Genomic DNA, 23,908 nt, shown 5'->3' on the forward strand with positions numbered 1-23,908 from the left:
TCGGTGTCATGGTCGGGATGCTGGTGGTTGCTGGCGCGGATTTCGCCGACATATTCGGCCATCATTCCCATTCGATCGTGCCCGGGGGCTTTGATGTATAGTCATAGACGACGCGGTTGATGCCCTTGACCTCGTTGATGATGCGCGTGGACACGCGGCTTAAGAACGCGCTGTCGAACGGATAGATGTCGGCGGTCATGCCGTCGGTGCTCGTGACGGCGCGCAAGGCGCAGACATTGTCATAGGTCCGCCCGTCGCCCATCACGCCGACCGTGCGGACGGGCAGCAATACGGCGAAGGCCTGCCAGATCGCGTCGTAGAGACCGGCGTTGCGGATTTCTTCGAGATAGACGGCGTCGGCCTTGCGCAGGATGTCGCAGCGTTCCTTGGTGACTTCGCCCGGAATGCGGATCGCAAGGCCGGGGCCGGGGAAGGGATGGCGGCCGACAAATTGGTCGTTGAGGCCGAGTTCGCGGCCCAATGCGCGGACTTCATCCTTGAACAGCTCGCGCAACGGTTCGACCAGTTGCATGTTCATGCGCGCGGGCAGGCCGCCGACATTGTGGTGGCTCTTGATCGTCACTGACGGTCCGCCGGTGAAGCTGACGCTCTCGATCACATCAGGGTAGAGCGTGCCCTGGGCAAGGAAGTCTGCGCCGCCAATTTTCTTCGCTTCTTCTTCAAACACGTTGATGAATTCCGCGCCGATGAACTTGCGTTTCTTTTCAGGGTCGGTGACACCGGCAAGGCCCGCCATGAAGCGCGTCTCGGCATCGACCACCACCAGCGGGATATTATAATGGTCGCGGAACAGCGTTTCGACCTGCTCGCGCTCGTTCATCCGCAGCAGGCCGTGATCGACGAACACGCAGGTCAGCTGGGCGCCGATCGCTTCGTGAATCAGGATCGCGGCGACGGAGGAATCAACGCCGCCCGACAGGCCGCAGATGACACGGCCGGAGCCGACCTGCGCGCGGATTTCGGCAATTTTGGTGGCGCGGAATTCGGCCATGGTCCAGTCGCCGGCAAGCCCGCAGACCTTATGCACGAAGTTGGAAATCAGCTTTGCGCCATCGGGGGTGTGCACCACCTCGGGGTGGAACTGGATGCCGTAATAGCGCCGTGCCTCGTCGGCGATGAAAGCATAGGGTGCGCCATCGCTGGTGGCGACGACTTCGAAGCCGGGGGCAAGGCTTGTGACCTTGTCGCCATGGCTCATCCACACCTGATGCTTTTCGCCCTCGCCCCAGACGCCGTCGAACAGGGTGCAGGGCTTTTCAACCTCGATAAAGGCGCGGCCAAATTCGCCGCCTTCGCCGCCCGTCACATGGCCGCCGAGCTGCATCATCATGGTCTGCTGACCGTAGCAGATGCCCAAGATGGGAAGGCCGCTGTCAAAGACGCATTGCGGTGCGCGGGGGGAGCCGGCCTCGGTGGTGGAGGCAGGGCCGCCCGACAGGATGATGCCCTTGGGCTGCATGCGTTCAAAAGCCGCCTGCGCCGCGTTGAAGGGGGCGATTTCGCTATAGACCCCGGCCTCGCGCACGCGGCGGGCTATGAGCTGGGTCACTTGCGACCCGAAATCGATGATGAGGATGGAATCTGATGGCTGAATCGACATGACCAGCCGATAGGCATAACCGCCGCCGCTGTCCATATCGGCGCAGCGGCGACGGCAACTATTTGTGCGTTTTGGCTCTAGTCGAGCAAGCTATCGCTCCGCGTTCTTGCGACAATGCGCTCGGGGGTTGGATCGGGCGTGGGGGCAGGGGCTTGCTGATGCACCCAATCGGCGACTTTCTTCCCATGCCGCGTGACCGCGCCCATGTTGAAGAAGTGCATGCCGCCGAGAACGAGCACCGCCAATCCGACATACCAGCCCAGAAAGCGCATCAGTTCGGGCGCATCTTTGACCGTCCCCGCGCCGCTCAGGGCGAGAGCGATAAAGCCCAGATTGACGAGGTAGAAGCCGACCACCAGCAGATGGTTCACAGAGGTCGCCAGTTCCGCATCATGCCCGAAGCATCGGATCAGATAGATTTTCCCGTTGGTGCTAAGCGTCCATGCGACCCAGATCGTCATGCCGATCGCGAGGATGAGATAGAGGCCATAAGCTAATAAGGTCATGACTTTGTCCTTTCACGTTAGAAAATAACTTTCTTTAATTTCTGTAAAAATCGAAATGATTAGATATGCGAATGTTCAGGTGGCATGGGTCTTCTCCAGCTGGGGTTAGTCCTTTGATCCGGGGACGAAGCGGGCGACCTTTGCACCCAGCTTCATGAGCGAAATCAACGTGGATTTCTTGAGGCCGCGCACCTGTTCATACCATCCGGTCAGGGTCGCGATAAATTCGTGCATCCGTCCGATCCGCTCACGCACATGGGCGGGGAGATCCTTGTTCGCCGCCATGCGGTCCTTCAGTTCCGCAAGCTTGGTGATCGTCGGATCGATCTCGCGCCTTTTACGCTCGGCAGTGATCGCCATGAACAGGTCCCAAAGCTCGGTTTCCGCGGTAAAATAGTCGCGCCGATCGCCCGGAATATGGGTCCGGCGGACAATGCCATAGCCCTGCAATTCCTTGAGCGCGGTCGACACATTGGAGCGGGCCAGATCGAGCGCCTCGCAAATCGCCTCGGCATCCAGTGGCTGGTCGCTGAGATAGAGCAGCGCGTGCACCTGCGCAACGGAGCGGTTGGCGCCCCAATGCGTGCCCATTTCACCCCAGTGCAGGATGAACTCAAGTGCTTCCGGATATTTTTCAACGCCCATGGCGACTCGTCCTTTTCGTTATTTCTGTATTTACAGAAATTAGAATAATTGTCAATTCCCGGTTTTGCCTTTGCGGCCTGCGCACCGGTTGCCCTATACTAAGACGGTGAAAAAGCCCGACTCCCGCCGCCAGGACATTATCCAGCGCCTTACGGACCATGTCCTGGCCGAAGGGCTGTCGGCATCAAGCTTGCGCCCGCTGGCAAAGGCCGCCGGGACGAGCGATCGGATGCTGCTCTATTATTTTTCGGACAAGGCGGAGATCATTACCGCTGTGCTGGAGGAAATATCCGCACGGCTGGTTCTGAAATTGGGCGATCGGGTTGCGCCAGAACTTTTGCCCGTGGATGTGTTGCGTAGGCAATTTGCCGCCATCCTCTTCGTGGACGAATTATGGCCCTATATGCGCATCTGGCTGGAGGTTGCGTCGCGCGCGGCGATGGGCGATGCCTATTTCCGTGGCGTAGGCGAACAGATCGGCCGCGGCTTTTACGAATGGGGCAAGGCGCAGCTTCTGTCCGAAAGCGAAGAGCAGCGCGACGTCGATGCGGCGCGGCTGCTCGTCACGATTGAAGGCATGCTCTTGCTGAAAAGCCTTGGGTTGGACGACATCAACGCCAAGGCGGTGTGAACTCAGGCTGCGGCCCGCTTCTTTCCGAGCAATATTTCCTTCGCATCGCCATTCGCCTGAAAGCTCGCCACCAGCAGATAGGTGCACAGATACGGCGCGCCGCCTGCAAATACGCAGAAGCCGAGTGCGATGCCGGCAAGCGAGAAATGGTGCCGCCACATGACCCATGTTGCGCCAAGGGTCAGGAAGGAGAAGAAGTCCATATTGAACTGGCCGGGCCATTCCATCTTGGCGATGTCGCCGAAGAAGATGGGCAAGAGGCCCAAGCCATGGTTGGACACAACGATGACGGTGTAGACGCCGACAACGGCAATGATCGTCAAAAGCAACAGGCGAAACAGCGTCATTTATACTCTCCCTTATTAATGAAAAAACCGAGCAGAAGCGCAACACCAGCGCCCCACAAGATGATCGCGGTACAGTTCGTCACCTGCGGCAGATGTCCGCCATAGACAGCAGGGAACCACGCGACGACGATGCCATCGATCAGCAGCGCGGTCGTCGTCGCAACGGCGATCCCTATAGCCATCTGGTCATCGCGCAACGCGACAAGCCATTTGGTGAGCAGAACAAAGGGGTAGGTCCCGGGGATGACCAAGGCATAGCTGACGCCGCGCATTGTCCCTTCAAGGGCGCCCATCGGCGCGATGATGCGCAGAAGCACTGCGGCAAGAAACCACAGCGATGCGCCAGCGAAAACCAGCAACAGCGTCTGCCGCGACGTTAATCCGATACGATTGGGCTGGCTATGAATCACAAGAGGCATCCTTCCGCCGGTCGGATGCTGTCTAACAAAATGTAGCGACTGCTACAACAAATTTTTTACGCCGCCAGTTCGATCCATGTTGGCGCATGGTCGCTGGCCTTTTCGCGGCCACGATGGTCTTTATCGACGCCGCAGGCAACCAGCCGGTCAGCCAGCAATGGGCTGAGCAACAGATGGTCGATGCGGAAGCCATGGTCGCGCTGCCATGCGCCGGCCTGAAAATCCCAATAGGTCCACACCCCGCCTTGCGGATAGTGCGTTGCCAGCGCGTCGGTCCAACCTTCGGCAAGCAAGGTCCGGTAGGCTGCAATGCTCTCGGGTTGGCGCAGGGCATCGTCGAGCATCGCAGAGGACGACCAGATATCCTTCGGCGTCGGAATGACATTATAGTCGCCCGCCAGCACCGCCGGTATCTCCGCCGCCATCAACCCGGCTGCGCGCGCCCGCAGGCGCTGCATCCATTTCAGCTTATAGTCGAACTTCGGTCCCGGCTGCGGATTGCCGTTGGGCAAATAGATGCTGGCGACGCGCACCCCAAAGACATCCGCCTCCAGATAGCGGGCATGCTCGTCCTCGGGATCGCCGGGCAGTGTCCGCTGCGCCTCGACAGGCTGTGCATTGCGTGCGAGAATGGCAACGCCGTTAAAGGATTTCTGCCCGTGCCAGATCGCGCCATAGCCTGCGCGTTCAAATTCGCCGATCGGAAAGCCGTCATCTTGCGACTTCACCTCTTGCAGGCAGGCAATGTCGGGTTTGGTTTCGTCCAGCCACTCCAGCAAACGCGGCAGCCGGGCTTTGACACCATTGATATTATAAGTCGCGATACGCATAGCCCGTTTTAGCGCAGTTGGTCCGAAGCGCCAGAGCACATCTGGGGTGAATTGAAATTTTGCGTGCGGTTCTGCACCGCAGCGGAATTTCTAAACCGAAAAGCTGGAGCCGCAGCCGCACCCGGCCTGGGCCTGTGGGTTGGTGACCTGGAAGGACTTGCCACCAAGCGATTCGACAAAGTCGATTGCCGAGCCACGCACCAGATCGAGGCTGATGGGATCTACCACCAGCGAAGCGCCCGACCCGTCGGCCCGGATGTCGTCGGCTTCGACGCTTTCGGCGAGGCCAAAGCGATATTGGAAGCCTGAACAGCCGCCGCCCTCGACAGACAAGCGCAAGATCGGCGGTTTGCCCAGCTTGACGGCAATTTCCGCAACCCGGCGGGCGGCGTTATCGGTCATGGATATGGCGGGAGTTTCAGACATACACCCCATGTAGGCTGTGCAGCAGATAAAGAAAAGGGGCGGCAGAGTTTCCTTTGCCAGCCCCCAAATTTACACCCTCTCCCAAAGGTGATGCGTTTAGCCGGAAAGCTTACTCGTCTTCAGCTGGCCCGCCTATGGCTTTGCTATCAGTTGTTTTGCTGGCAAGCAAGATATTTGATGTGGCCTGATCGGCGGTTTGCGGTGCCAGAAAAGCCGTTGGATTGATGGCTTCGCCAGCGATACGCACTTCATAGTGCAGATGGCTGCCGGTGGAGCGACCCGTGGAGCCCATATAACCCAGAATGTCACCCTTGCGGATGCGCTGACCTGGCGTCACGTTCATTGCCGACAGATGGCCGTAGCGTGTCTGTACGGCATTGCCGTGGTTGATTTCTACATATTTGCCGTAGCCGCTGACCCACTGCGCGCGACCGATGGTGCCATCGGCGGTTGCGTAAATGGGGGTGCCCACGGGACCGGGAATATCAATGCCCTTGTGGTTACGGCTTGCGCCGCGTGTCGGAGCGTTCCGGTAACCGAAACCGCTCGAGAATTTCATGGCTTCGACCGGATTGATCGAAGGTACGGCAACTTCGACCTTGGTCGATGCGCCAACGATGCGGCCCCAGCTGTCGTTGAGTGCGCGGAATTCGGGATCGGATGTGCCAAGGGCAGTCTGGTTGGCTTTCAGATCTTCTGGCTTTACCCGGAAGGTGTCGGAAGCGGCTGCTGAATTTGCGTAAGCGGGGGTCATTGCCGAAGCGGCGACCAGGATGCCAAGCGCGGAAACAACTTTGAAGGTCAGTGATTGGCCATTGGCCAAAGCGCTGCGTACCATAGTGTTTTAGTACCTTATGTTGCGACCCGCGCTTTTGCGCAGCCCCGAAGTTTCACCAAGGCAGTTTTTCTGCCCACCCCTTATGTGAAGGATTGGTGACGGAGAGTTCCGGGCAATGCAACCTATGCATAATAATCGCGGGATAAACCGGCGCTCAAACGCGCTGAGTCGTTGAACGGGGGCTTAACGGACCCACGAAAGTGACGGTTTACCAGCAGTTTCCAATAATCTTTTGGTAGGATTCGACGCTCGGAACAACTCGTCTCAAACCATTTTGTTCCCGCAAAAACGTGGGAAATCTCGTCATTATAGATGCGATTCAGGATTTTTGCGGACACCGAATCACCCGCCGATTCGAATCGCGCGATGGTCGCAGGCGTCACATCGAGGCCGCGCGCTTCCAATACCATCGGCACAACGGCAAGCCGTGCAAGGGCATCATGGCGTGTCTCATGGGCTGATTCCCAAAGGCCATCATGCGCCGGATGTGCGCCATAGAAACTGCCCAATTGCCGCAGCCGCCGGTCGAGCAAAACAAAGTGCATGGCCTCATCCGCACCGACCTTCATCCAGTCATCGGCAAAGGCTGCGGGGAATTGGTCGCCAAATCGGCCGACCAGATCGAAGGCCAGATCAATGGCCACAAATTCGATATGGGCCAGGGCGTGCAACAGGGCGATGCGGTTGGCCTCGGTCCCGCCCTTGCGTCTTTTGGGCATCCGGCCGGGTGCCAAAAGCTGCGGATGTTCGGGACGCGCAGGGGCATCGGGCATCGGCACGTCGAAGCGGTGCGCCAATCGCCCCAACCGCCAGTGACGCGCCGCCGCCCGCGCCGCCATGACCTTGGCATGGGGATCAGCGGTGAGGAGGACGGATTGGCATGCTTGGCCGAGGGTAACAGGATTGGCGATCGGTGCGTTCACCCAAGCGCCTTTGCTGCGGCGAGGACTTCGGCGGCGTGATCCTTCACCTTCACCTTGCGCCAGACCTGCTTCACCTTGCCGTCCTTGCCGACCAGATAGGTCGACCGGTCAATGCCCATATAGCTTTTGCCGTACATCGACTTTTCGACCCATGCGCCCATCTGTTCGGTGGCGTCGCTGGCTTCGTCTGACAGCAGCGTGACATTCAGGTCATATTTGGCGGCGAATTTGGCGAGCTTTGCCGGCTTGTCTTTCGACATGCCATAGACCGGGCAATCCAAAGCCGCGAATTCGGAGGCCAGCGCGGTAAAGTCCTTCGCCTCGTTGGTGCATCCCGGCGTATCGGCTTTGGGATAGAAATAGAGCACCAAAGGCCCCTTGAGCGCCGCAAGGTTGACGGCAGTTCCTGCGCTGTCGAGCACCGTTACATCGGGAAGCATATCGTTCACATCGGTCATTTTCGGCATCCTTTAAAAATCACGTGGGCCAAATAGGCGCTCCCATTCCACCGTGACAACCCCGCGATAATCCCTAATCGCGCCGGTCAGGGCATTCCAGTCGGCATAGCCCAGACCCTGGGCGATCAGGCTTTGTGCCGCAGCGGGCGGGGCGGCACAGTCGGGGGCCACCAGCCGGACCATCACCAGCAAGCGGCCCAAAAGCGCATAGGCCTGCGCAAAATCGGCGGGCAAATGTCCGGCGCGCACCAGCATGTCGATGGCGGGACCCAGTTGCGGCACAAGACCTTCGTGCCGGGTGAGTTGCAGCATGTGGATGATGAACTCCATATCAACGAGCCCGCCGGGCAGCAGCTTTACATCCAGCTCGCCTTTGGGCGGCTTATGGGCGGCCATGTCCTTGCGCATGTCGGCGATTTCGGTCCGGGTCTTGCCGACATCGCGCCCGGCGTTCAGGACATCGGCGATGATGCCGCGTACTTCGCCGCATGCGGCATCCGAACCGAAGAGCAGCCGGGCACGGGTCAGCGCCATATGCTCCCACGTCCACGCATTTTCCCGCTGATACTGGCTGAAGCTTTTGACCGAAGCGCAGAGCAAACCGTCGGCGCCCGAGGGCCGCAGGCGGGTGTCGACTTCATACAGCGCGCCGGATGCGGTCGGCACGCTCAGCGATGCGATGACGCGCTGCGCCAGACGGTTATAATATTGGGTGGCACCCAAGGGCCGCGCGCCGTCGGATTCGGCGAGATGGTCGCCGGTGAAGAGTAGGATCAGATCAAGGTCCGACGCATGGGTCAACGCCTCGCCGCCAAGCCGCCCGAGCGCGAGAATGACAAGCTCGCTGTCCGGAACCCTGCCATGGGTCTTTTCAAACTCGGCCACGGTGGCGGCGGTCAGGGTTTGCAACGCCGCCTCTGCCAAATGGGCATAGCTGCGCGCGATATCGAGCGCGTCGTTCCGCCCTTCGATCAACTGGACGCCCAGAGCGAAGCGCTTCTCGCCCACATAGTCGCGGACGATGTCGAGAGTGGATTGATAATCTGCGGTCCCGATCCGGCGCTTCATTGCAACGAGAAGTCGGGTAACATCGCCCGGCAAATCCATGGCGCTGGTGTCGATCAGCGCGTCGAGATAGCGGCTCTGCCGTCCGAGGTCGTCGGCCAGCGTGGGGGCGTAGCTCAAGATATCGGCCACCAGTTGCAGCAGTCCGGGCCGCGCCTCCAGCAGGCGGAACACGTTGATCGCGCTCGGCATCGCCTCGATCATATTGTCGAAGCGGGCAATCGCGCGGTCGGAATCGGGGGCGTCGGCAATTGCCTTCAGCAAGGCAGGCAGCACAGCCTCGAACGCGTCGCGCGCCGACGGGCTGCGGATCGCGCGGATATTACCGCTGCGCCAGCGGGTCATGCGCTGCATCACCGCCGCCGGATCGGCATAACCAAGATTGGCGAGTTGCTCCTCCAGCGGCAGGCCGTCTTCGGCCATGCGCGGCCCCTCGCTGCCGCTGGCGTCCACCATCCGGTCGTAGATCGCGGCCACCGATGTCGAGATGGGCCGGATGATCTCGATCAGGGCGTCGGCATCGGCCAGCCCGTGCAGCCGCGCGACGGCATCGGCGGTGTCGCGATTGTCGGGGATGCTGTGTGTTTGCCGGTCGCTGTGCATTTGCAGGCGATGTTCGACGGTCCGCAACTGTTCATAGGCCGCGCTTAACGTGTCCGATTCCTCCGGCTTGATCCAGCCGGCACTTGCAAGCGCGGCCAAGGCTTCGCGGGTATCGGGATTGCGCAGGGCGACGTCGCGGCCGCCATGGATCAACTGGTGCGCCTGCGCGAAAAATTCGCATTCCCTGATGCCGCCATGGCCACGCTTCAGATCATAGCCGAGACCGATTTTCTGCCCCTTGGCATAATGGTCGCGGATCTGCGCGGTCATCGCGGTGATGTTCTTGAGCTGCCCGAAATCGAGCGACTTGCGCCAGATGAACGGCTGGATGGCATTGAGGAAATAATCGCCGAGCGGCCGGTCCCCCGCACAGACGCGCGAGCGGATGAAGGCGGCCTGCTCCCACGCCAGCGCGCTCGATTCATAATAGCTGATCGCGGCCTCGACCGGCAGGACGATGGGGCTGACCTCGGGCGAGGGGCGCAGGCGCATGTCGACGCGAAAGACATAGCCGTCGGCATCCAGCGCCGACAGCAGTTCGATGACGCGCCGCCCATAGCGGACCGCAGCCTCGGCCACATCATCGCGTTCGCGGTGGGGCAGCGTCTGCGGGTCGAACAGGAAAATCGGGTCGATGTCGGACGAATAGTTCAGCTCCCGCCCGCCATGCTTGCCCAGCGCGATGACGGCAAAACCCTGATTGGGGGCGCCGGGCACGCGTTCCTCTATGGCTGCGGCGATGGCCTGGTCGAGCGCATGGTCGGCGAAATCGGAAAGGATGCGGGTGACGCGGGTCAGGTCCCATAGTCCGGCAAGGTCGGCAAGCGCCGTCACCAGTGCCACACCCTGCCGCTGCCGCCGGAGGGCCGAACCGACCGTCTCCGACTGGCGCGCCAATGCGCTGTCCAGCGCGGCGTCGAGGTCGCCTGCTTCGATCAATGCCATCAGATCGGGATTGCGCTCCATCAAGCCTGCGAGGAACGGGCTGTTGGCGGAGGCGCGGTCGATGGCGTTACGGATGGCGTTCATGTCTTCAGATAATCTCGCCGGAAGTCGGTGGCAAAGGCGGCAAAGCGGTCGTCGGCAATGGCGGCGCGCATATCGGCCATCAGCATCTGGTAATAATGCAGATTATGCTGCGTCATCAGCATCGCGCCCAATATCTCGCCCGACCGGATCAGATGGTGCACATAGGCCCGCGTCCATGTCGCGCAGACGGGGCAGGTGCAGCGGTCATCAATCGGGCCCTGATCCTCTGCAAATTTGGCGTTGCGGATGTTGATGGGGCCGGAATGGGTGAAAGCCTGACCATTGCGTCCGCTGCGGGTGGGCAGGACGCAATCGAACATGTCGATCCCGCGTTCGACCGCGCCGACCAGATCGTCAGGCTTTCCCACCCCCATCAAATAGCGTGGCCGGTCGGCGGGCAATTGGTCGGGGGCATAGTCGAGGCAACCAAACATCGCCTCCTGCCCCTCACCGACCGCAAGGCCGCCCACGGCATAGCCGTCAAAGCCGATATCGATCAGCGCATCGGCAGACCGCTTGCGCAATTCTTCGTCGAGCGAGCCTTGCTGGATGCCGAACAGCGCGGCCTGCTCGGCATGGGCGCCGCCCGCATCAAAGGCATCGCGCGACCGCTTTGCCCAGCGCATCGACAATTCCATGGACTTGATCGCCTCGTCGCGGCTGACCCCGTTAGCGGGGCATTCGTCAAAGGCCATGACGATGTCCGACCCAAGCAAGCGCTGGATTTCCATCGACCGTTCGGGCGACAGCATATGTTTCGACCCGTCCAGATGGCTGGAAAAGGAAACGCCCTCTTCGGTGATTTTGCGTAAAGCCGACAGGCTCATCACCTGATAGCCGCCGCTGTCGGTCAGGATCGGCCGGTCCCAGCCGGAAAATTTGTGCAGCCCGCCCAGCCGCGCCACGCGCTCGGCGCCCGGGCGCAGCATGAGATGATAGGTGTTGCCCAGGATGATGTCCGCCCCCGTCGCGCGGACTTCGGCAGGGCGCATGGCCTTGACGGTCGCGGCGGTGCCCACCGGCATGAAGGCAGGCGTGCGGATTTCGCCGCGCATCATCTGGATGGTCCCGGTGCGGGCCTTGCCGCTGGTGGCGGAAATCGAAAACTGGAATCGGCTTTTCATCGCCGTCGCTTTAGCAGGGTTGATTGCAGAGGGAAGGGCGTGCGGCCCCACCGGTCCGCCGCATTGTTTTATATTAGACCTTTTCGCGCCAGCATTGCTTCTCCATATAGGGGGCATGACTTATACCGATCCCCGTTCCTATCTGTATCAACCCGGCCTGCTTGACCCCGATGCGGCCCAGCGTTTGACGCGCGAGGCGCTCAAGGCCTGCGATGACGGGGAGCTCTATCTGCAATATAGCGCGACCGAAAGTTTCGGTTTTGACGATGGCCGTCTGAAAATGGCGGATTATTCCACCGGCTCGGGATTCGGCCTGCGCGGTGTTTCGGGCGAGATGACGGGGTTCAGCCATGCCAATGATATGAGCGAGGCCGCCATCCGGCGTGCGGGCGAAACATTGAAGCTGCTTGACCCCGCCAAGGATCAGCCTGCCGCCCCGCCGCGCAAGAATAACCGGCACCTTTATACCGACGGCAATCCGCTGGAACTGGTGCCCTTTGCGCAAAAGGTCGCGCTCTGCCAGAAAATCGATGCCGCCGCCCGCGCCCGCGATCCGCGCGTCGCCCAAGTCAGCGTCAGCCTGTCGGGCAGCTGGACCGTCGTCGAGATCGTGCGCGCCGATGGCTTCATCGCCACCGATGTGCGCCCGCTTGTGCGGCTGAACGTCTCCATCGTTGCGCAGGATGGCGATCGGCGCGAAAGCGGCAATTATGGTTTTGGCGGTCGCTATCTGTACGACAAGCTGTTCGAGGACCATGAATGGGAACATGCCATTGACGAGGCTTTGGCACAGGCGCTCACCAATTTGCGGTCGGTTGCGGCCCCGGCGGGCGAGATGACCGTCCTGCTCGGACCGGGCTGGCCCGGCGTCCTTCTGCATGAGGCAGTGGGCCATGGTCTGGAAGGCGATTTCAACCGCAAAGGCTCGTCGGTCTTTTCGGGCAAGATCGGCCAGCGCGTCGCTGCGCCCGGCGTAACAGTGGTCGACGACGGCACGATGCTGAACCGGCGCGGGTCGCTGTCGATTGATGATGAAGGCACGCCGACGCAGGAAAATGTCCTGATCGAAGACGGCATTTTGCGCGCCTATATGCAGGACCGCATGAACGCGCGCCTGATGGGTGTGGAGCCGACCGGCAATGGCCGCCGCGAAAGCTACGCCCATGCGCCAATGCCGCGCATGACCAATACCTTCATGCGGGGTGGAAATGATGATCCTGCCGAACTTTTGAGCCGCGTTAAAAACGGCATCTTCGCCAAAAGCTTTGGCGGCGGGCAGGTCGATATCGTGTCGGGCAAATTCGTGTTCAGCTGCACCGAGGCTTATCTGGTCAAGGATGGAAAGCTGGGCGATCCGATCAAGGGCGCAACGTTGATTGGCGATGGTTTCACCGCGCTCAACAATGTGACCGGCATCGGCAATGATATGGCGCTGGACGAAGGCGTTGGCATTTGCGGCAAGGCGGGTCAAAGCGTCCCTGCGGGCGTCGGGCAACCGACGACGCTGGTCAGCGCGCTGACGGTCGGAGGCACTGCGGGGTAAGAGGCTTGCTTCGTTTTCCGACAGGCATATAGTCAGAAGGCAACAAGAATCGGGTCGCATGTTTGACCGGGCTAACAGGTCCGGAAACCCAGGAGTGGAAACATGCGTTCAATATCACGATATGCTTCATTGGCGGCGGTTGCCGCCGTTCTGGCAACGGTCCCCGGCTCAGCCCAGAAAACAACAGGTCCCAAGGCGCAATATAGCATGGATGTGTCGACCATGTCCGGCATGGGCATGGGCGCCATGATGGGTGGCGGTCTTGGCGGACTGATGGGCGGTGGCGGCGATAATTATATGCTGGACCTGAAATTGACTTCCGCGACACCGTCGCCGCAGCAGCCGGAAAAGGCCGATCATTTCTTCCTGCCTGCCGCCAAGATGGGCAAGTCGGTGCCGCTGGTCGGCGATGCGCCGGGCAAACCGTCGAAGCCTGACCGCGACTATGATCCGCGCGGCATGGAAAAGCCGAAGGGCCGTTTGCTGATGTTCTGGGGCTGCTACACCAAGGCGCCCAAGGGGCAGCCCTTCATCATCGATTTTGCAAAATTGCCGACGGCGCAAATGCCCGCAAATATGCCCGCCCAGATGCGGGGTATGCAGGCCGCCGCCGCAGCGCGCGATGCAAATGCCGCCTGGTGGCCCAATGGGCAAAATGGCAAGCAACCCAAGTCTGGATCTTCGCTGCGCGGCGAACATCGCGTTGCGAGCGCCTACACGCCTGAAATCAAATTCGCGCTGATGAACGACTATATGGCCTCGCTGAAGGTCAATCCGTCGGAACAATTGGGCGCGATCCTGCTCAAATGGAACAGCGTCCCCACCGCAACCGGCTATGTCGCCTGGGCCATGGGCGGCATGGAACGTGCGGGGCAGGGCGGCGATCTGGTCATGTGGACATCGGCCAGCAGCAAGGATGGCGGCGCCGGCATGGACTGGTTATCCCCGGCCGAAGTGCAGCGGCAGATTGCCGCAAAGAACATCCTGCCGCCGACACAGACAACCTGTTCAATCCCTGCGGAAGCCAAGGCGGCGGCGGGCGGCATGATGTTCGGCAGTATGAATGCCTTTGGTCCGGAGGAGAATTTCTCCTTCCCGCCCAAACCGGCCGATCCCAAGGCGGTGTGGAATATCGACTGGACCGCCAAGGTCCGTTTCCGGGCCTTTGCCAGCTTCATGACCGGTATGGGTTCCATGGGCGCTGGCGGCGGAGAGGAAGGCCAGCCCGCGCGCAAGCCCAAGGCGTGCAAGGGACCGCTGGGAATTCCGATCCCCGGTTCGTCCTGTTAGGTTGCGCTGCATCGGTAATTGCGTCAAAATGGCAATATGTCTGAATTTACCGATGCCCTGACCACCAAGCATGTCGAGATGATCGGCAAGCAACCGATATTCTTTACAGCAACTGCTGCCGCCGATGGCCGGATCAATCTGTCGCCGAAAGGATATGACAGCTTCCGCGTGCTGTCGCCGACCCGGGTTGCCTATCTCGATTTGGGCGGGTCCGGGAATGAGACGCATGCCCATCTGGCGGCGGATGGACGCATCACCATCATGTTCTGCGACTTTGACCGGCCGGCATTGATATTGCGGATCTATGGTCGTGGTCGGCCCGTCTTGCCACAGGATGACGAATGGGAAGCACTTGCCGCCCATTTCACCATCCTGCCCGGCACACGACAGATTTTTGTGATCGACGTGGAAAGCGTTCAAAGCAGTTGCGGCTGGGGCGTCCCCTTCATGACGCTGGACCGTGAGCGCGATACGCTGACCAAATATCATGCCCAGGCCGATCCGGACGCGTGGATGACGAAAACCAAGGGCCGGACAAAGAGCATTGACGGATTGCCGACCAGACCGACCGATCGTTATTTCGGCCCTGTAAACTAGCCCGAGGCATGTCACTGGTCGAACTCGCCCGTTATCCAAACGGCATAGAGGCGGAAATCGCCCGCACACTTCTCGAATCCCACGGGCTGCTCGCGGTCACCTTTGATGCCGGAATGAATATTGCCGACAGCGCCGCATTCGCCATCCCGGTCCGCCTGATGGTGCACGAGGATGAACGGGACGAGGCCGAAATGATTCTGCGCGAGGCGGACAGCGCATGAGCCATGCGATCAAGGTGGCGACCTATAATATACGCAAGGCGGTTGGGTTGGACCAACGCCGCAATCCGGCGCGCATCATCAGCGTGCTGAACGAGATCGACGCGGACATCATTACTTTGCAGGAAGTGGACCGCCGTTTCGGTGCGCGGGTGAGCGCGCTTCCTCTGGCCATGCTGGAGGCGGAAACATCGTGGATGCCGGTGCCCCTGCACTTTCGTCCGGCTGCCATCGGCTGGCACGGCAACGCCATATTGGTCCGCAAGGGGATCGAAGTGCGGCGCGCGGAGCCCATCGAAATGCCGACCCTCGAACCTCGCGGAGCGGTGATGGCGGAGCTGTCGGTTGCGGGACATTCCTTGCGCGTCATTGGCGTCCATCTCGACCTTTCGGGGCTTTGGCGGCGCAAGCAGGTACGGGCACTGCTGGCCGCGATTGATGCCTGTCCCCGGCTGATGCCCACGGTCATGATGGGCGATTTCAACCAATGGTCGGACAGCGGTGCCTTGAGCGAGCTGGCCTTTCATCACCATCGTCTGGTTCAAACCCCCAAAAGCTTCCACACGGCCCGCCCCGTGGCGCGGCTGGACCGGATCGTGGTGAGCCATGATATTCAGGTGACAGAGGCGGATTGCCATGTCTCGCCGCTCTCCAAACAGGCATCGGACCATCTGCCCGTTTGGGCGGCACTGCACATAGGCTAAAGCTGCTCAATATTTAGGCAGTCAAATGCTGCTGCTCAATATTTAAGCAAGTGTTAACATGTTCCCGATTTGATTCAGAGTGAGTTCGGACGCAAAACCGACCGATTCCGCGACTCCGCGATTCTGGCACGGCGTTTGCATATTGCACTGCACAACCAACGGGGGTGTGCATGAAATATATTATAGCAGTGATAAAGCCGCACAAGCTTGACCCGGTCCGCGAAGCGCTGACCGCGCTTGGTGTGTCGGGCATGACAGTGACCGAGGTCAAAGGCTTTGGCCGTCAAAAGGGCCAGACCGAAATCTACCGCGGCGCGGAATATGAAACCAACATGGTACCCAAGGTGAAGATCGAGATTGCCTGTGCAACCGATCAGGCACCTGCGGTGATCGAAGCCATCCAGCATGCCGCCGAAACCGGCGCAATTGGCGATGGCAAGATTTTCGAATTCGAGCTTGCCGGTGCGTTACGCATCCGGACCGGCGACACTAACGAAACCGCGCTCTGACGCGACACTATCAAGCTAGGGGAACCATAAAATGTCCAAAACACTCAAATTCATAGGCGCGGCGGGGGCGACATTGTTCGCTGCTCTGCCCGCCTTTGCACAGGAGGCTGCCGAAGCAGTAGCCGATGGTGCCGCGGCAGCGACTGCCGCAGTTGCCGAAGGTCCCATCAAGGCTCCTACAGTCGAGCAGATGGCGACGATGGTCGACAAGGGCGACACCACATGGATGCTGATCAGCTCCGCGCTGGTCCTGCTGATGTCGATCCCTGCACTTGCGCTCTTCTACGGCGGCCTTGTCCGCACCAAGAATATGCTCAGCCTGCTGATGCAGGTGTTCATGATCGTTTCGGTCGCGGCGCTTGTCTGGGTCAGCTACGGCTACAGCCTTGCCTTCACCAGCGGCGGTCCGTTCATCGGCGGCCTCTCCAAGGCGTTTCTGGCGGGTGTCGACGCAACGACCTTTGCGGCCACCTTCAGCAACAATGTCTACATTCCGGAATATGCCTTCGTCATTTTCCAGATGACCTTTGCCTGCATCACGCCGGCGCTGATCGTCGGAGCCTTTGCGGAGCGTATCAAGTTCACGCCGTTGATGATCTTCACCGTGCTGTGGCTGACCTTCGCTTACTTCCCGATCGCGCACATGGTATGGTATTGGGCCGGCCCGGACTTCCTGGTTGATGCACCGACCGACTATGGTCTGCTGTGGGGCATGGGCGCTCTGGACTTTGCAGGCGGCACGGTTGTCCACATCAACGCCGGTATCGCCGGTCTCGTCGGATGCCTCATCGTTGGCAAGCGCGTCGGCTATGGCAAGGAAGCTACACCTCCGCACAGCCTGACCATGACCATGATCGGCGCCTCGCTTCTGTGGGTGGGCTGGTTCGGCTTCAACGCTGGTTCGAACCTCGAAGCCAATGGCCTTGCGGCTCTCGCCTTCATCAACACCTTTGTTGCTACGGCGGCCGCTGCCGTTGCATGGTGCATCATCGAACAACTGCACCATGGCAAGCCTTCGCTTCTCGGCGCGGTGACAGGTGCTGTTGCAGGTCTGGTTGCGATTACACCGGCCAGCGGATTTGCAGCACCTATGACGTCGATCCTGCTCGGCTTCGTTGCATCGGCGGTCTGCTACCTCTTCGTAGCGGTTGTGAAGAACAAGCTGAAATATGACGACACGCTCGACGTCTTCGGCGTGCACGGCATTGGCGGTATCGTCGGCGCTATCGGCACCGGTATCGTTGCTGACCCGTCGCTGGGTGGTCAGGGCTTCTTCGACTACACCGTGTTCCCGGCCGTGCCCGGAACCTACGACATGGCCGCACAGGTTATCACGCAGATCAAGGCAGTGGGTATCACCGTGGCATGGACCGCCGTTGTTTCGGCAGTGCTGTTCTACGGTCTGAAGTTCACCACCGGCCTGCGTCCGACCGAAGAAGCGGAACGCGAAGGTCTCGACCTCTCCAGCCATGGAGAACGCGCCTACAATTATTGAGTTTCAAAGCTTGGCGGCGGGGCGTTCTCTCCTCTCCTTTTACGCCCCGCCTCCTCAAGATGTTCCTCCCGCGAACATCCAACTTACGGCCCGAACCCAATGGTTCGGGCCATTTTTGTATGAGGGTGAGAGGCGCGGGGCGTGGACGGCGGGCAACAAAAAAGGCGGCCGAAAGGACCGCCTCTTTTTAAGCGATGCCGCTGTGTTTAAGCGACCTTGGCTTCCGTGCCCAGGATCAACGGGTCGGCCACCTTGCTGATGTCGACGGTCGTGCGGCTGATGCTAGGTGCACCGCCGGAGGACTTGTGCCGGAACTTGCCTTCGATCTGGCCACCGGGTGCGATGGTCAGGTTGGTGTAGACGACATCGCCGGTAATGCGGGCGGTCGATTCAATCACCAAATCATTGGCTTCGATCGATCCTTCCACGCTGCCCGACAGGCGCGCGGATTCGGCGATGACCTTCCCTGCAATGATGCTGCCCTCGCCCTGGACGAGATTGCCGCAGGTCACATCGCCCTGGATCTTGCCATCAATATGCAGGTCGACGCGGGCGTTCAGGTTGCCGACGATTTCGACATCGGATGCGATGATGGAAAAGGTGTGACCGGAATTGTTACGCACGTTGCCATTATTCCTTTGTGCTGGTGTCTGCACGGATTCCGGCGACGCTTTGGACTTCGAGAACATCAGGGTTAGCCTCCAAAAACTTCCGTGGGTTAATAGCCTGACCGTTCAGGCGGACCTCGAAATGCAGATGGCTGCCGGTCGAACGACCTGTGCTGCCCATCCGCGCGATTTGCGCGCCACGCGCGACCTTCTGGCCAAGCTTGACGTTAAATCCAGACAAGTGGGCATAACGGGTTACCAAACCATTAGCGTGCGTGATTTCGATCGTATTTCCATAGCCACCTTGTGATCCCGCATGCGTTATGCGGCCATCGGCGGCGGCCAAGATGGGTGTTCCAATGGGGCCTTTGAAATCAAGACCATTGTGCATCGCGCCTGCGCCGGTGAACGGATCGCTACGATAGCCAAAGCCGCTCGACATCATCATGACGGCGGCGGGCATGGAGGTTGGAATAGCGGCCAAGGCACGCTCCATGGCGTCCATCCGGCCAAGCGACATCGCAAGCTTGGTGAAGCGCGGATCGCGGACATCCTTTTTGGAGCTGCCAAAGAAGGATTCGAACGGACCACCCTGTGCGCTGGTGGCCTGCCGCGCCAAAAAGTCGGGGTTTAGGCCGAACTGGCGGATCGCGGCCTCGGCCTTTTGTGTGCGGGCCTGTGCGACCTTTGTCATCAATTCGGCAAAGCGGATCTGCCGCGCTTCGATGCGGGCCAGGCCGGCGGCTTCGGGAACGAGGGCGCTGATGGTTTTGACGGTTTTATCGTCTTGTGCTGCGGCATCGGTGCCGGTCGCGGCTGCTGCGGGAATTTCGTCGAGATACTGGTCGCTCAGGCTTTCCAGCATTTTCTGGCGACGCTCGAGGTCCTTGGTCACCTCGTCGATGGAACCACGGTAGTTGGCCACGCGTTCCTCGGCGGATTCGACCTTGGCCTCTTTTTCGTTCAGCGCCATCCGTTCGATGGACACGCTGACCTGGTTCACGGCCATGCCCAGCGTGACGATCAGCCACGCGCCCACGATAAAAGCGGTCACCCCTGCAACGCGGCGTTGCAGTTGTGCGGAAATCTTCAAAAACCGGACTTGGCCATTGGCCCGCATGAAAAATTCGCGGTCAATAAACCATCCAGCGATCTGGCTTTTCCAGCCAGTCAATCTGGTCTGTAGCGACACGACCCACCCCATTTTTTTATTTGTGCAGCGCCGGTAGCAGGTCTGCGGGGTGCGGGCGAATCGGATGGGGACGAGTCGTGACGAATCGGGCGAGTCACACGGTGAGTTGTGGAAATCGTTACCAATTTGACCAATTGTGACCGGATGAAACCGCCTGTAAAAAATCAAAAATTCAGAATAGTTAACGAAATCAGATAGTTATCGACAGACCGATTCGCGGCCTTTTGGTGAAAGCGTTTTTGGCAAGGCTGCTTTCTATTTTTCCGCAGATTCTCTACGGGTTTCCCCATGACTGCCGAGCACCCTATTCCGGACCAGCTGATCGCCGAGATGACGGCGAAGGCGCGCGCTGCGGCGAGGGTGCTTGCGCTGGCGACCGACGCGGCCAAGGCTGCCGCGCTGAAGGCAGCGGCGGCGGCGCTGCGGCAGGAAAGCCAAGGCATCATTGCGGCGAACGCGCTGGATATGGAAGCGGGGGCAAAGGCAGGCCTCTCGGCCGCGATGCTGGACCGGCTGAAACTGGACGAAGGTCGTCTTGCTGCGGTTGCCGATGCGATTGATCAAGTAGCCGTTCTGGATGATCCCGTGGGCGACGTGATCGACAGTCGCACCCAACCCAATGGCCTTGTCATGCGCCGCGTGCGCATCCCCATCGGTGTCTTGGGCATCATTTATGAAAGCCGTCCCAATGTAACTGCGGATGCCGCTGCACTCGGACTGCGGGCCGGGAACGCTGTCATCCTGCGTGGTGGAAGCGAGGCGGTGCACAGCAACCGTGCGATCCACAAGGCGATGGTATCCGGCATCGTCGAAGCAGGCTTGCCCGCCGATGCCGTCCAACTGGTCCCGACGCAGGATCGTGCGGCGGTTGGCGCGATGCTGCGCGCGCAGGGTGCCATTGACATGATCATTCCGCGCGGCGGCAAATCGCTCGTGGCGCGGGTGCAGGACGAGGCGCGGGTTCCCGTGCTGGCGCATCTCGACGGTATCAACCACATCTATGTGCACAAGGATGCCGACCCGGCGATGGCTAACGCCATCATCGTCAACGCAAAGATGCGGCGCACGGGCATTTGCGGCGCTGCAGAGACGTTGCTGATCGATCAGGATTATCCCGCGCCTGCCGACCTGATCGCGGCGCTGCTCGAAACCGGCTGCGAAGTCCGGGCCGACGAAGCGCTGATGGAACTCGATCCGCGCACGGTGTCTGCCGACGATGCCGATTGGGATACCGAATATCTCGATTCGGTCATATCGGCCTGTCTGGTGGGCGGCCTTGATGAGGCGATGGACCATATCGCCCGACATGGGTCACATCATACCGACGCGATCATCACCAACGATGACGCGGTTGCTGCACGGTTCCTCGCCGAAGTCGACAGCGCCATCGTCATGCACAATGCCTCGACCCAATATGCCGATGGCGGTGAATTCGGGCTGGGCGCGGAAATAGGCATCGCCACCGGACGGCTGCATGCGCGCGGTCCCGTAGCACTGGAAGGTTTGACCACCTATAAATGGCTGGTGCACGGCCAAGGGCAAACACGGCCTTGAAAACCATCGGCCTGATGGGCGGTTCGTTCAATCCGGCGCATGGCGGGCATCGGGATATCAGCCTGTTTGCTATCGATGCGCTGGACCTCGACGAATATTGGTGGCTGGTCTCGCCCGGCAATCCGTTAAAGCCGAAAGCAGGGATGGCCCCGCTAGTGGCGCGGTTGGGGTCTGCGCAGGTGCAAGCGCGGCGCAGTCCGATAAAGGCGACCGCAATCGAGCGTGAATTGGGCACGGTTTATACCATCGATACGCTGCGTAAGATCGTCGCAAAATATCCGAAAATACGGTTCATCTGGATCATGGGCGCGGATAATTTGTTGCAATTTCATCACTGGCGGCAGTGGAGAGATATAGCGCGATTGATGCCGATTGCAGTTATCGCAAGACCCGGCTATGATGCAAAGGCTGTTGCGGGTCCCGCAATGGCCTGGTTCAGGCGGTTTGTCCGGCGTCCGGACCAGCGTCATCACTGGACAAGATGGAGTACGCCAGCGCTTGTCTTTTTGCGCTTTCGTCCAGATCCTCGTTCGGCAACCGCAATTCGCCGCGCCGACCCTCATTGGTATCAGCGATTTTCAGGAACTGGCGCACGTGATGGCGTCACCCATAAAATTGTTCTGTAAGGAGCACACTTGATAGATTCCGCTTCCGTCCCCACCGCCGCCAAGGCCAAGGGACCCGTATTGAGCCCTGAAAAGCTCCACGAACTCATCCTAAAGTCGCTCGACGATGATCAGGCGCAGGACGTTGTCTCGATTCCCCTCGAAGGAAAAAGCAACATCGCCGACCATATGGTCGTCGCTTCCGGTCGTTCGTCCCGGCAAGTGGCCTCCATGGCGCAGAAGCTTGCCGAGCGGATCAAGCAGGCTGGTCGCCATGCGCGAATCGAAGGACTGCCGTCTGCCGACTGGGTGCTGATCGATGCCGAAGATGTGATTGTGCACCTGTTCCGGCCGGAAGTGCGCAGCTTCTACAATCTGGAACGTATGTGGGCTTTCGGCGACGCGCCTGAAACCGCGTCGGCCTGATCTTCATTCCCGCCGATCATGGCCATGCGTTTGCACATCATTGCACGCGGGAAGATCGGCCGTTCGCCGGAAGCAGAGCTTGTTGAGCGTTATCTCAAGCGTATCAGCTGGCCGGTGAAACATAGCGAACTTCCCGACCGTGGCGGTGAAGTTCCGGCGGGGGATGCACCCGCCAAAACAATCCTTCTCGATGAAAAAGGCGAACAGCTGGGTTCCATGGAATTCGCGCGCCTGTTGGGAAAATGGCAGGATGAAGGGGTCCGCGAAACCCGCTTTCTGATTGGCGCAGCCGACGGATTTAGCGATGCCGAGCGCGAGACTGCAGATAAGCTGATTGCCTTTGGCAAAGCGACCTGGCCGCATTTGATGGCACGGGCGATGCTTGCCGAACAATTGTTCCGGGCAACCGCCATACTCGCCAACCATCCCTATCATCGCGAGGGATAGGCACATGCGCTTTGCCTTGACCCTGACGCTTCTGGCCCTTGCCCCCGTTGGATTTGCCGCCACGTTGATGGCGCAGAATGCACCGACCCTGGGTGCGCAGGAACAGGCGTTGCGTGATGCGAAGCTGAAGGCTGTGCGGGCGGAGCGCCGCAGCGAGATGTTGCGGCAAGAGGCCAGCAATGCCGCCAGCGCCGCCGACCGGATCGTTGCCCAGCGCGCCGTGCTGTCCGCCGAGATCGCCGCTGCCGAGGCGCAGATCGAAGCAGCAAATGCGCGGGTTGCCATCATCAGCCGCCGGCAACGTGCGCAGCAGAAACTGCTGGGCAAGCAAAGCGAACCGATATTGCGCCTGAACGCCGCGTTGCAGCAAATGACCGGACGCCCGACGGCACTGATGATGGCGCAGCCGGGGCATCGCGAAGATTATATCCATGTGCGTGCCGTGATGGCGACGGTGCAGCCCCAGATCGTGCAGCGCACCAACGCCTTGCGCCAGCAAATCGCAAGCCAGAACGAACTGCGTTCGCAGGAGTTGCTCGCCCTGCAAACATTGAGCGACGCGCGCAGCCGCCTGACGAATCGCAGGACGGCTTTGGCACGCCTTGAAGGGAATGCGCGCGGCAAGGCTGATGATTTTGCCGCCAACGCTGCCATCGAGTTTGAAAGGGCGATTGCCCAGGGGGAGCGGGCGCGGGACATTGTCGGGCGTATTGATACTGAACGGCTCGGGAGCGTGACTGCAGCGGAACTAGCCGCCTTGTCGGGGCCTGCGCTGCGTCTCGCCGATGACCGGCAGGTGGAGGCACGGGCGCGTGTCTATATTCTGCCTGTGCGGGGTAAAGTGGTCTCCGGTTTCAATGAACTCAATACAACCGGATATCGCGAGCGTGGCATGCGCCTCTCGGTTGCACCCGAGGCGCAGATTGTAGCTCCTGCTGCGGGTAAGGTTTCCTTTGCCGGACGCTACCGCAGCTATGGCCAGATTGTCATATTGGAACATGGCAATGGCTGGAACAGCCTGATCACCCATTTGGGAACCATAAAGGTGGCCAAGGGCGAAACGGTCAAGCAAGGCAGCCTTCTGGGTCTGGCCGACAGGCAAACAGGCGAAATTGGCGTGGAACTACGCAAGAACGGCCGCGTTATGGATATTGCCGCGCTGCTGCGCTGAAGCGCGTCCCAAATACGTTCATGGCTTAAGTTTTGACGTTCGTGGTAAACGCGCTTTCACCATTGGTTCAGGCACACTATAGAA

Annotated in this window: 27 protein-coding genes; 13 read left to right on the forward strand and 14 right to left on the reverse strand. The window is 60.2% G+C overall.

The features are described 5' to 3' along the window. Positions 1 to 61: 61 nt before the first annotated feature. The 3 genes from guaA to EUU25_RS13895 form a co-directional block, all read right to left on the reverse strand. Positions 62 to 1,621 carry a glutamine-hydrolyzing GMP synthase gene (gene guaA / locus EUU25_RS13885; RefSeq protein ID WP_158903435.1) on the reverse strand — a complete coding sequence of 520 codons (1,560 nt, stop codon included), beginning with the start codon at positions 1,619 to 1,621 and terminating at the stop codon, positions 62 to 64. Between the two features lie 77 nt (positions 1,622 to 1,698). Further along, positions 1,699 to 2,127 carry a hypothetical protein gene (locus EUU25_RS13890; RefSeq protein ID WP_246162746.1) on the reverse strand — a complete coding sequence of 143 codons (429 nt, stop codon included), beginning with the start codon at positions 2,125 to 2,127 and terminating at the stop codon, positions 1,699 to 1,701. A gap of 105 nt (positions 2,128 to 2,232) precedes the next feature. Continuing rightward, entirely contained in the window at positions 2,233 to 2,772 is a 540-nt protein-coding gene (locus EUU25_RS13895; RefSeq protein ID WP_158901937.1) for a GbsR/MarR family transcriptional regulator, read from the reverse strand. 106 nt (positions 2,773 to 2,878) lie between these two features. Here EUU25_RS13895 and EUU25_RS13900 point away from each other — a divergent pair, with 106 nt between their 5' ends. Beyond that, positions 2,879 to 3,403 (forward strand): TetR/AcrR family transcriptional regulator, encoded by a 525-nt coding sequence (locus tag EUU25_RS13900; protein WP_158901939.1) that lies wholly within the window; start codon positions 2,879 to 2,881, stop codon positions 3,401 to 3,403. A 2-nt stretch (positions 3,404 to 3,405) separates the two neighbouring features. On the opposite strand, the gene EUU25_RS13905 is transcribed toward EUU25_RS13900, so the two are convergent. From EUU25_RS13905 to tgt, 9 genes are all read right to left on the reverse strand, one after another. Further along, on the reverse strand, positions 3,406 to 3,750 hold the full coding sequence (locus EUU25_RS13905) for a hypothetical protein (protein WP_158901941.1): 345 nt from the start codon (positions 3,748 to 3,750) through the stop codon (positions 3,406 to 3,408). Continuing rightward, positions 3,747 to 4,160 carry a hypothetical protein gene (locus EUU25_RS13910; protein ID WP_158901943.1) on the reverse strand — a complete coding sequence of 138 codons (414 nt, stop codon included), beginning with the start codon at positions 4,158 to 4,160 and terminating at the stop codon, positions 3,747 to 3,749. The genes EUU25_RS13905 and EUU25_RS13910 overlap by 4 nt, the downstream gene beginning before the upstream one ends. A gap of 65 nt (positions 4,161 to 4,225) precedes the next feature. Beyond that, positions 4,226 to 4,999 carry an exodeoxyribonuclease III gene (gene xth / locus EUU25_RS13915; RefSeq protein WP_158901945.1) on the reverse strand — a complete coding sequence of 258 codons (774 nt, stop codon included), beginning with the start codon at positions 4,997 to 4,999 and terminating at the stop codon, positions 4,226 to 4,228. A 90-nt stretch (positions 5,000 to 5,089) separates the two neighbouring features. Continuing rightward, positions 5,090 to 5,434: a HesB/IscA family protein gene (locus tag EUU25_RS13920; protein WP_158901947.1), complete on the reverse strand. Its 345-nt coding sequence runs from the start codon at positions 5,432 to 5,434 to the stop codon at positions 5,090 to 5,092. Positions 5,435 to 5,534: 100 nt separating this feature from the next. Continuing rightward, positions 5,535 to 6,263, reverse strand: coding sequence for a M23 family metallopeptidase (locus EUU25_RS13925; protein ID WP_158901949.1), 729 nt, complete (start codon positions 6,261 to 6,263; stop codon positions 5,535 to 5,537). A gap of 122 nt (positions 6,264 to 6,385) precedes the next feature. Continuing rightward, entirely contained in the window at positions 6,386 to 7,186 is an 801-nt protein-coding gene (locus EUU25_RS13930; protein ID WP_425505187.1) for a ferritin-like domain-containing protein, read from the reverse strand. Further along, complete coding sequence (locus EUU25_RS13935) at positions 7,183 to 7,644, reverse strand: peroxiredoxin (RefSeq protein ID WP_158901951.1); 462 nt, start codon at positions 7,642 to 7,644, stop codon at positions 7,183 to 7,185. The genes EUU25_RS13930 and EUU25_RS13935 overlap by 4 nt, the downstream gene beginning before the upstream one ends. 12 nt (positions 7,645 to 7,656) lie before the next feature. After that, positions 7,657 to 10,341 carry a bifunctional [glutamine synthetase] adenylyltransferase/[glutamine synthetase]-adenylyl-L-tyrosine phosphorylase gene (locus EUU25_RS13940; protein ID WP_158901953.1) on the reverse strand — a complete coding sequence of 895 codons (2,685 nt, stop codon included), beginning with the start codon at positions 10,339 to 10,341 and terminating at the stop codon, positions 7,657 to 7,659. Continuing rightward, the gene (tgt, locus tag EUU25_RS13945) at positions 10,338 to 11,465 is read right to left on the reverse strand and encodes a tRNA guanosine(34) transglycosylase Tgt (protein ID WP_158901955.1); all 1,128 of its coding nucleotides are present in this window, start codon (positions 11,463 to 11,465) and stop codon (positions 10,338 to 10,340) included. Before tgt ends, EUU25_RS13940 begins: the two co-directional genes overlap by 4 nt. A 115-nt stretch (positions 11,466 to 11,580) precedes the next feature. On the opposite strand from tgt, the gene tldD reads away from it, so the two are divergent. The 7 genes from tldD to EUU25_RS13980 all read left to right on the forward strand — a co-directional run bounded on the left by tldD (position 11,581) and on the right by EUU25_RS13980 (position 17,821). Then, complete coding sequence (tldD, locus tag EUU25_RS13950; RefSeq protein WP_158901957.1) at positions 11,581 to 13,008, forward strand: metalloprotease TldD; 1,428 nt, start codon at positions 11,581 to 11,583, stop codon at positions 13,006 to 13,008. A gap of 102 nt (positions 13,009 to 13,110) precedes the next feature. Then, entirely contained in the window at positions 13,111 to 14,298 is a 1,188-nt protein-coding gene (locus EUU25_RS13955) for a hypothetical protein (protein ID WP_158901959.1), read from the forward strand. A gap of 36 nt (positions 14,299 to 14,334) precedes the next feature. Then, positions 14,335 to 14,895, forward strand: a complete 561-nt coding sequence (locus EUU25_RS13960; protein WP_158901960.1) for a pyridoxamine 5'-phosphate oxidase family protein — start codon at positions 14,335 to 14,337, stop codon at positions 14,893 to 14,895. 8 nt (positions 14,896 to 14,903) lie between these two features. Further along, the gene (locus EUU25_RS13965) at positions 14,904 to 15,116 is read left to right on the forward strand and encodes a putative signal transducing protein (RefSeq protein WP_158901962.1); all 213 of its coding nucleotides are present in this window, start codon (positions 14,904 to 14,906) and stop codon (positions 15,114 to 15,116) included. Continuing rightward, entirely contained in the window at positions 15,113 to 15,817 is a 705-nt protein-coding gene (locus EUU25_RS13970; RefSeq protein WP_158901964.1) for an endonuclease/exonuclease/phosphatase family protein, read from the forward strand. Before EUU25_RS13965 ends, EUU25_RS13970 begins: the two co-directional genes overlap by 4 nt. Positions 15,818 to 15,987: 170 nt before the next feature. After that, on the forward strand, positions 15,988 to 16,326 hold the full coding sequence (locus EUU25_RS13975; protein WP_143776951.1) for a P-II family nitrogen regulator: 339 nt from the start codon (positions 15,988 to 15,990) through the stop codon (positions 16,324 to 16,326). 31 nt (positions 16,327 to 16,357) lie between these two features. After that, a complete protein-coding gene (locus EUU25_RS13980) occupies positions 16,358 to 17,821 on the forward strand; it encodes an ammonium transporter (RefSeq protein ID WP_158901966.1) in 1,464 nt (487 codons plus the stop codon). A 206-nt stretch (positions 17,822 to 18,027) separates the two neighbouring features. Here EUU25_RS13980 and EUU25_RS13985 read toward each other — a convergent pair whose 3' ends face one another. Together EUU25_RS13985 and EUU25_RS13990 are read right to left on the reverse strand one after the other, a co-directional pair. After that, on the reverse strand, positions 18,028 to 18,444 hold the full coding sequence (locus EUU25_RS13985) for a bactofilin family protein (RefSeq protein WP_246162748.1): 417 nt from the start codon (positions 18,442 to 18,444) through the stop codon (positions 18,028 to 18,030). A 7-nt stretch (positions 18,445 to 18,451) separates the two neighbouring features. Further along, positions 18,452 to 19,621, reverse strand: a complete 1,170-nt coding sequence (locus EUU25_RS13990) for a M23 family metallopeptidase (RefSeq protein ID WP_246162750.1) — start codon at positions 19,619 to 19,621, stop codon at positions 18,452 to 18,454. A gap of 288 nt (positions 19,622 to 19,909) precedes the next feature. Here EUU25_RS13990 and EUU25_RS13995 point away from each other — a divergent pair, with 288 nt between their 5' ends. Genes EUU25_RS13995 through EUU25_RS14015 form a run of 5 tightly spaced genes read left to right on the forward strand, consistent with a single transcriptional unit; the run spans position 19,910 to position 23,824 of the window. Further along, entirely contained in the window at positions 19,910 to 21,175 is a 1,266-nt protein-coding gene (locus EUU25_RS13995) for a glutamate-5-semialdehyde dehydrogenase (protein ID WP_158901970.1), read from the forward strand. After that, the gene (locus EUU25_RS14000) at positions 21,139 to 21,801 is read left to right on the forward strand and encodes a nicotinate-nucleotide adenylyltransferase (protein ID WP_187351278.1); all 663 of its coding nucleotides are present in this window, start codon (positions 21,139 to 21,141) and stop codon (positions 21,799 to 21,801) included. Before EUU25_RS13995 ends, EUU25_RS14000 begins: the two co-directional genes overlap by 37 nt. 12 nt (positions 21,802 to 21,813) lie before the next feature. Continuing rightward, positions 21,814 to 22,206 (forward strand): ribosome silencing factor, encoded by a 393-nt coding sequence (gene rsfS / locus EUU25_RS14005; protein ID WP_187351324.1) that lies wholly within the window; start codon positions 21,814 to 21,816, stop codon positions 22,204 to 22,206. A 24-nt stretch (positions 22,207 to 22,230) separates the two neighbouring features. Continuing rightward, entirely contained in the window at positions 22,231 to 22,653 is a 423-nt protein-coding gene (locus tag EUU25_RS14010; protein WP_158901976.1) for a 23S rRNA (pseudouridine(1915)-N(3))-methyltransferase RlmH, read from the forward strand. A gap of 4 nt (positions 22,654 to 22,657) precedes the next feature. Continuing rightward, the gene (locus tag EUU25_RS14015) at positions 22,658 to 23,824 is read left to right on the forward strand and encodes a murein hydrolase activator EnvC family protein (RefSeq protein WP_158901978.1); all 1,167 of its coding nucleotides are present in this window, start codon (positions 22,658 to 22,660) and stop codon (positions 23,822 to 23,824) included. Positions 23,825 to 23,908 lie beyond the last annotated feature (84 nt).

It is taken from the genome of Sphingorhabdus lacus, assembly GCF_009768975.1.
In the GTDB taxonomy this organism is placed as follows: domain Bacteria; phylum Pseudomonadota; class Alphaproteobacteria; order Sphingomonadales; family Sphingomonadaceae; genus Sphingorhabdus_B; species Sphingorhabdus_B lacus.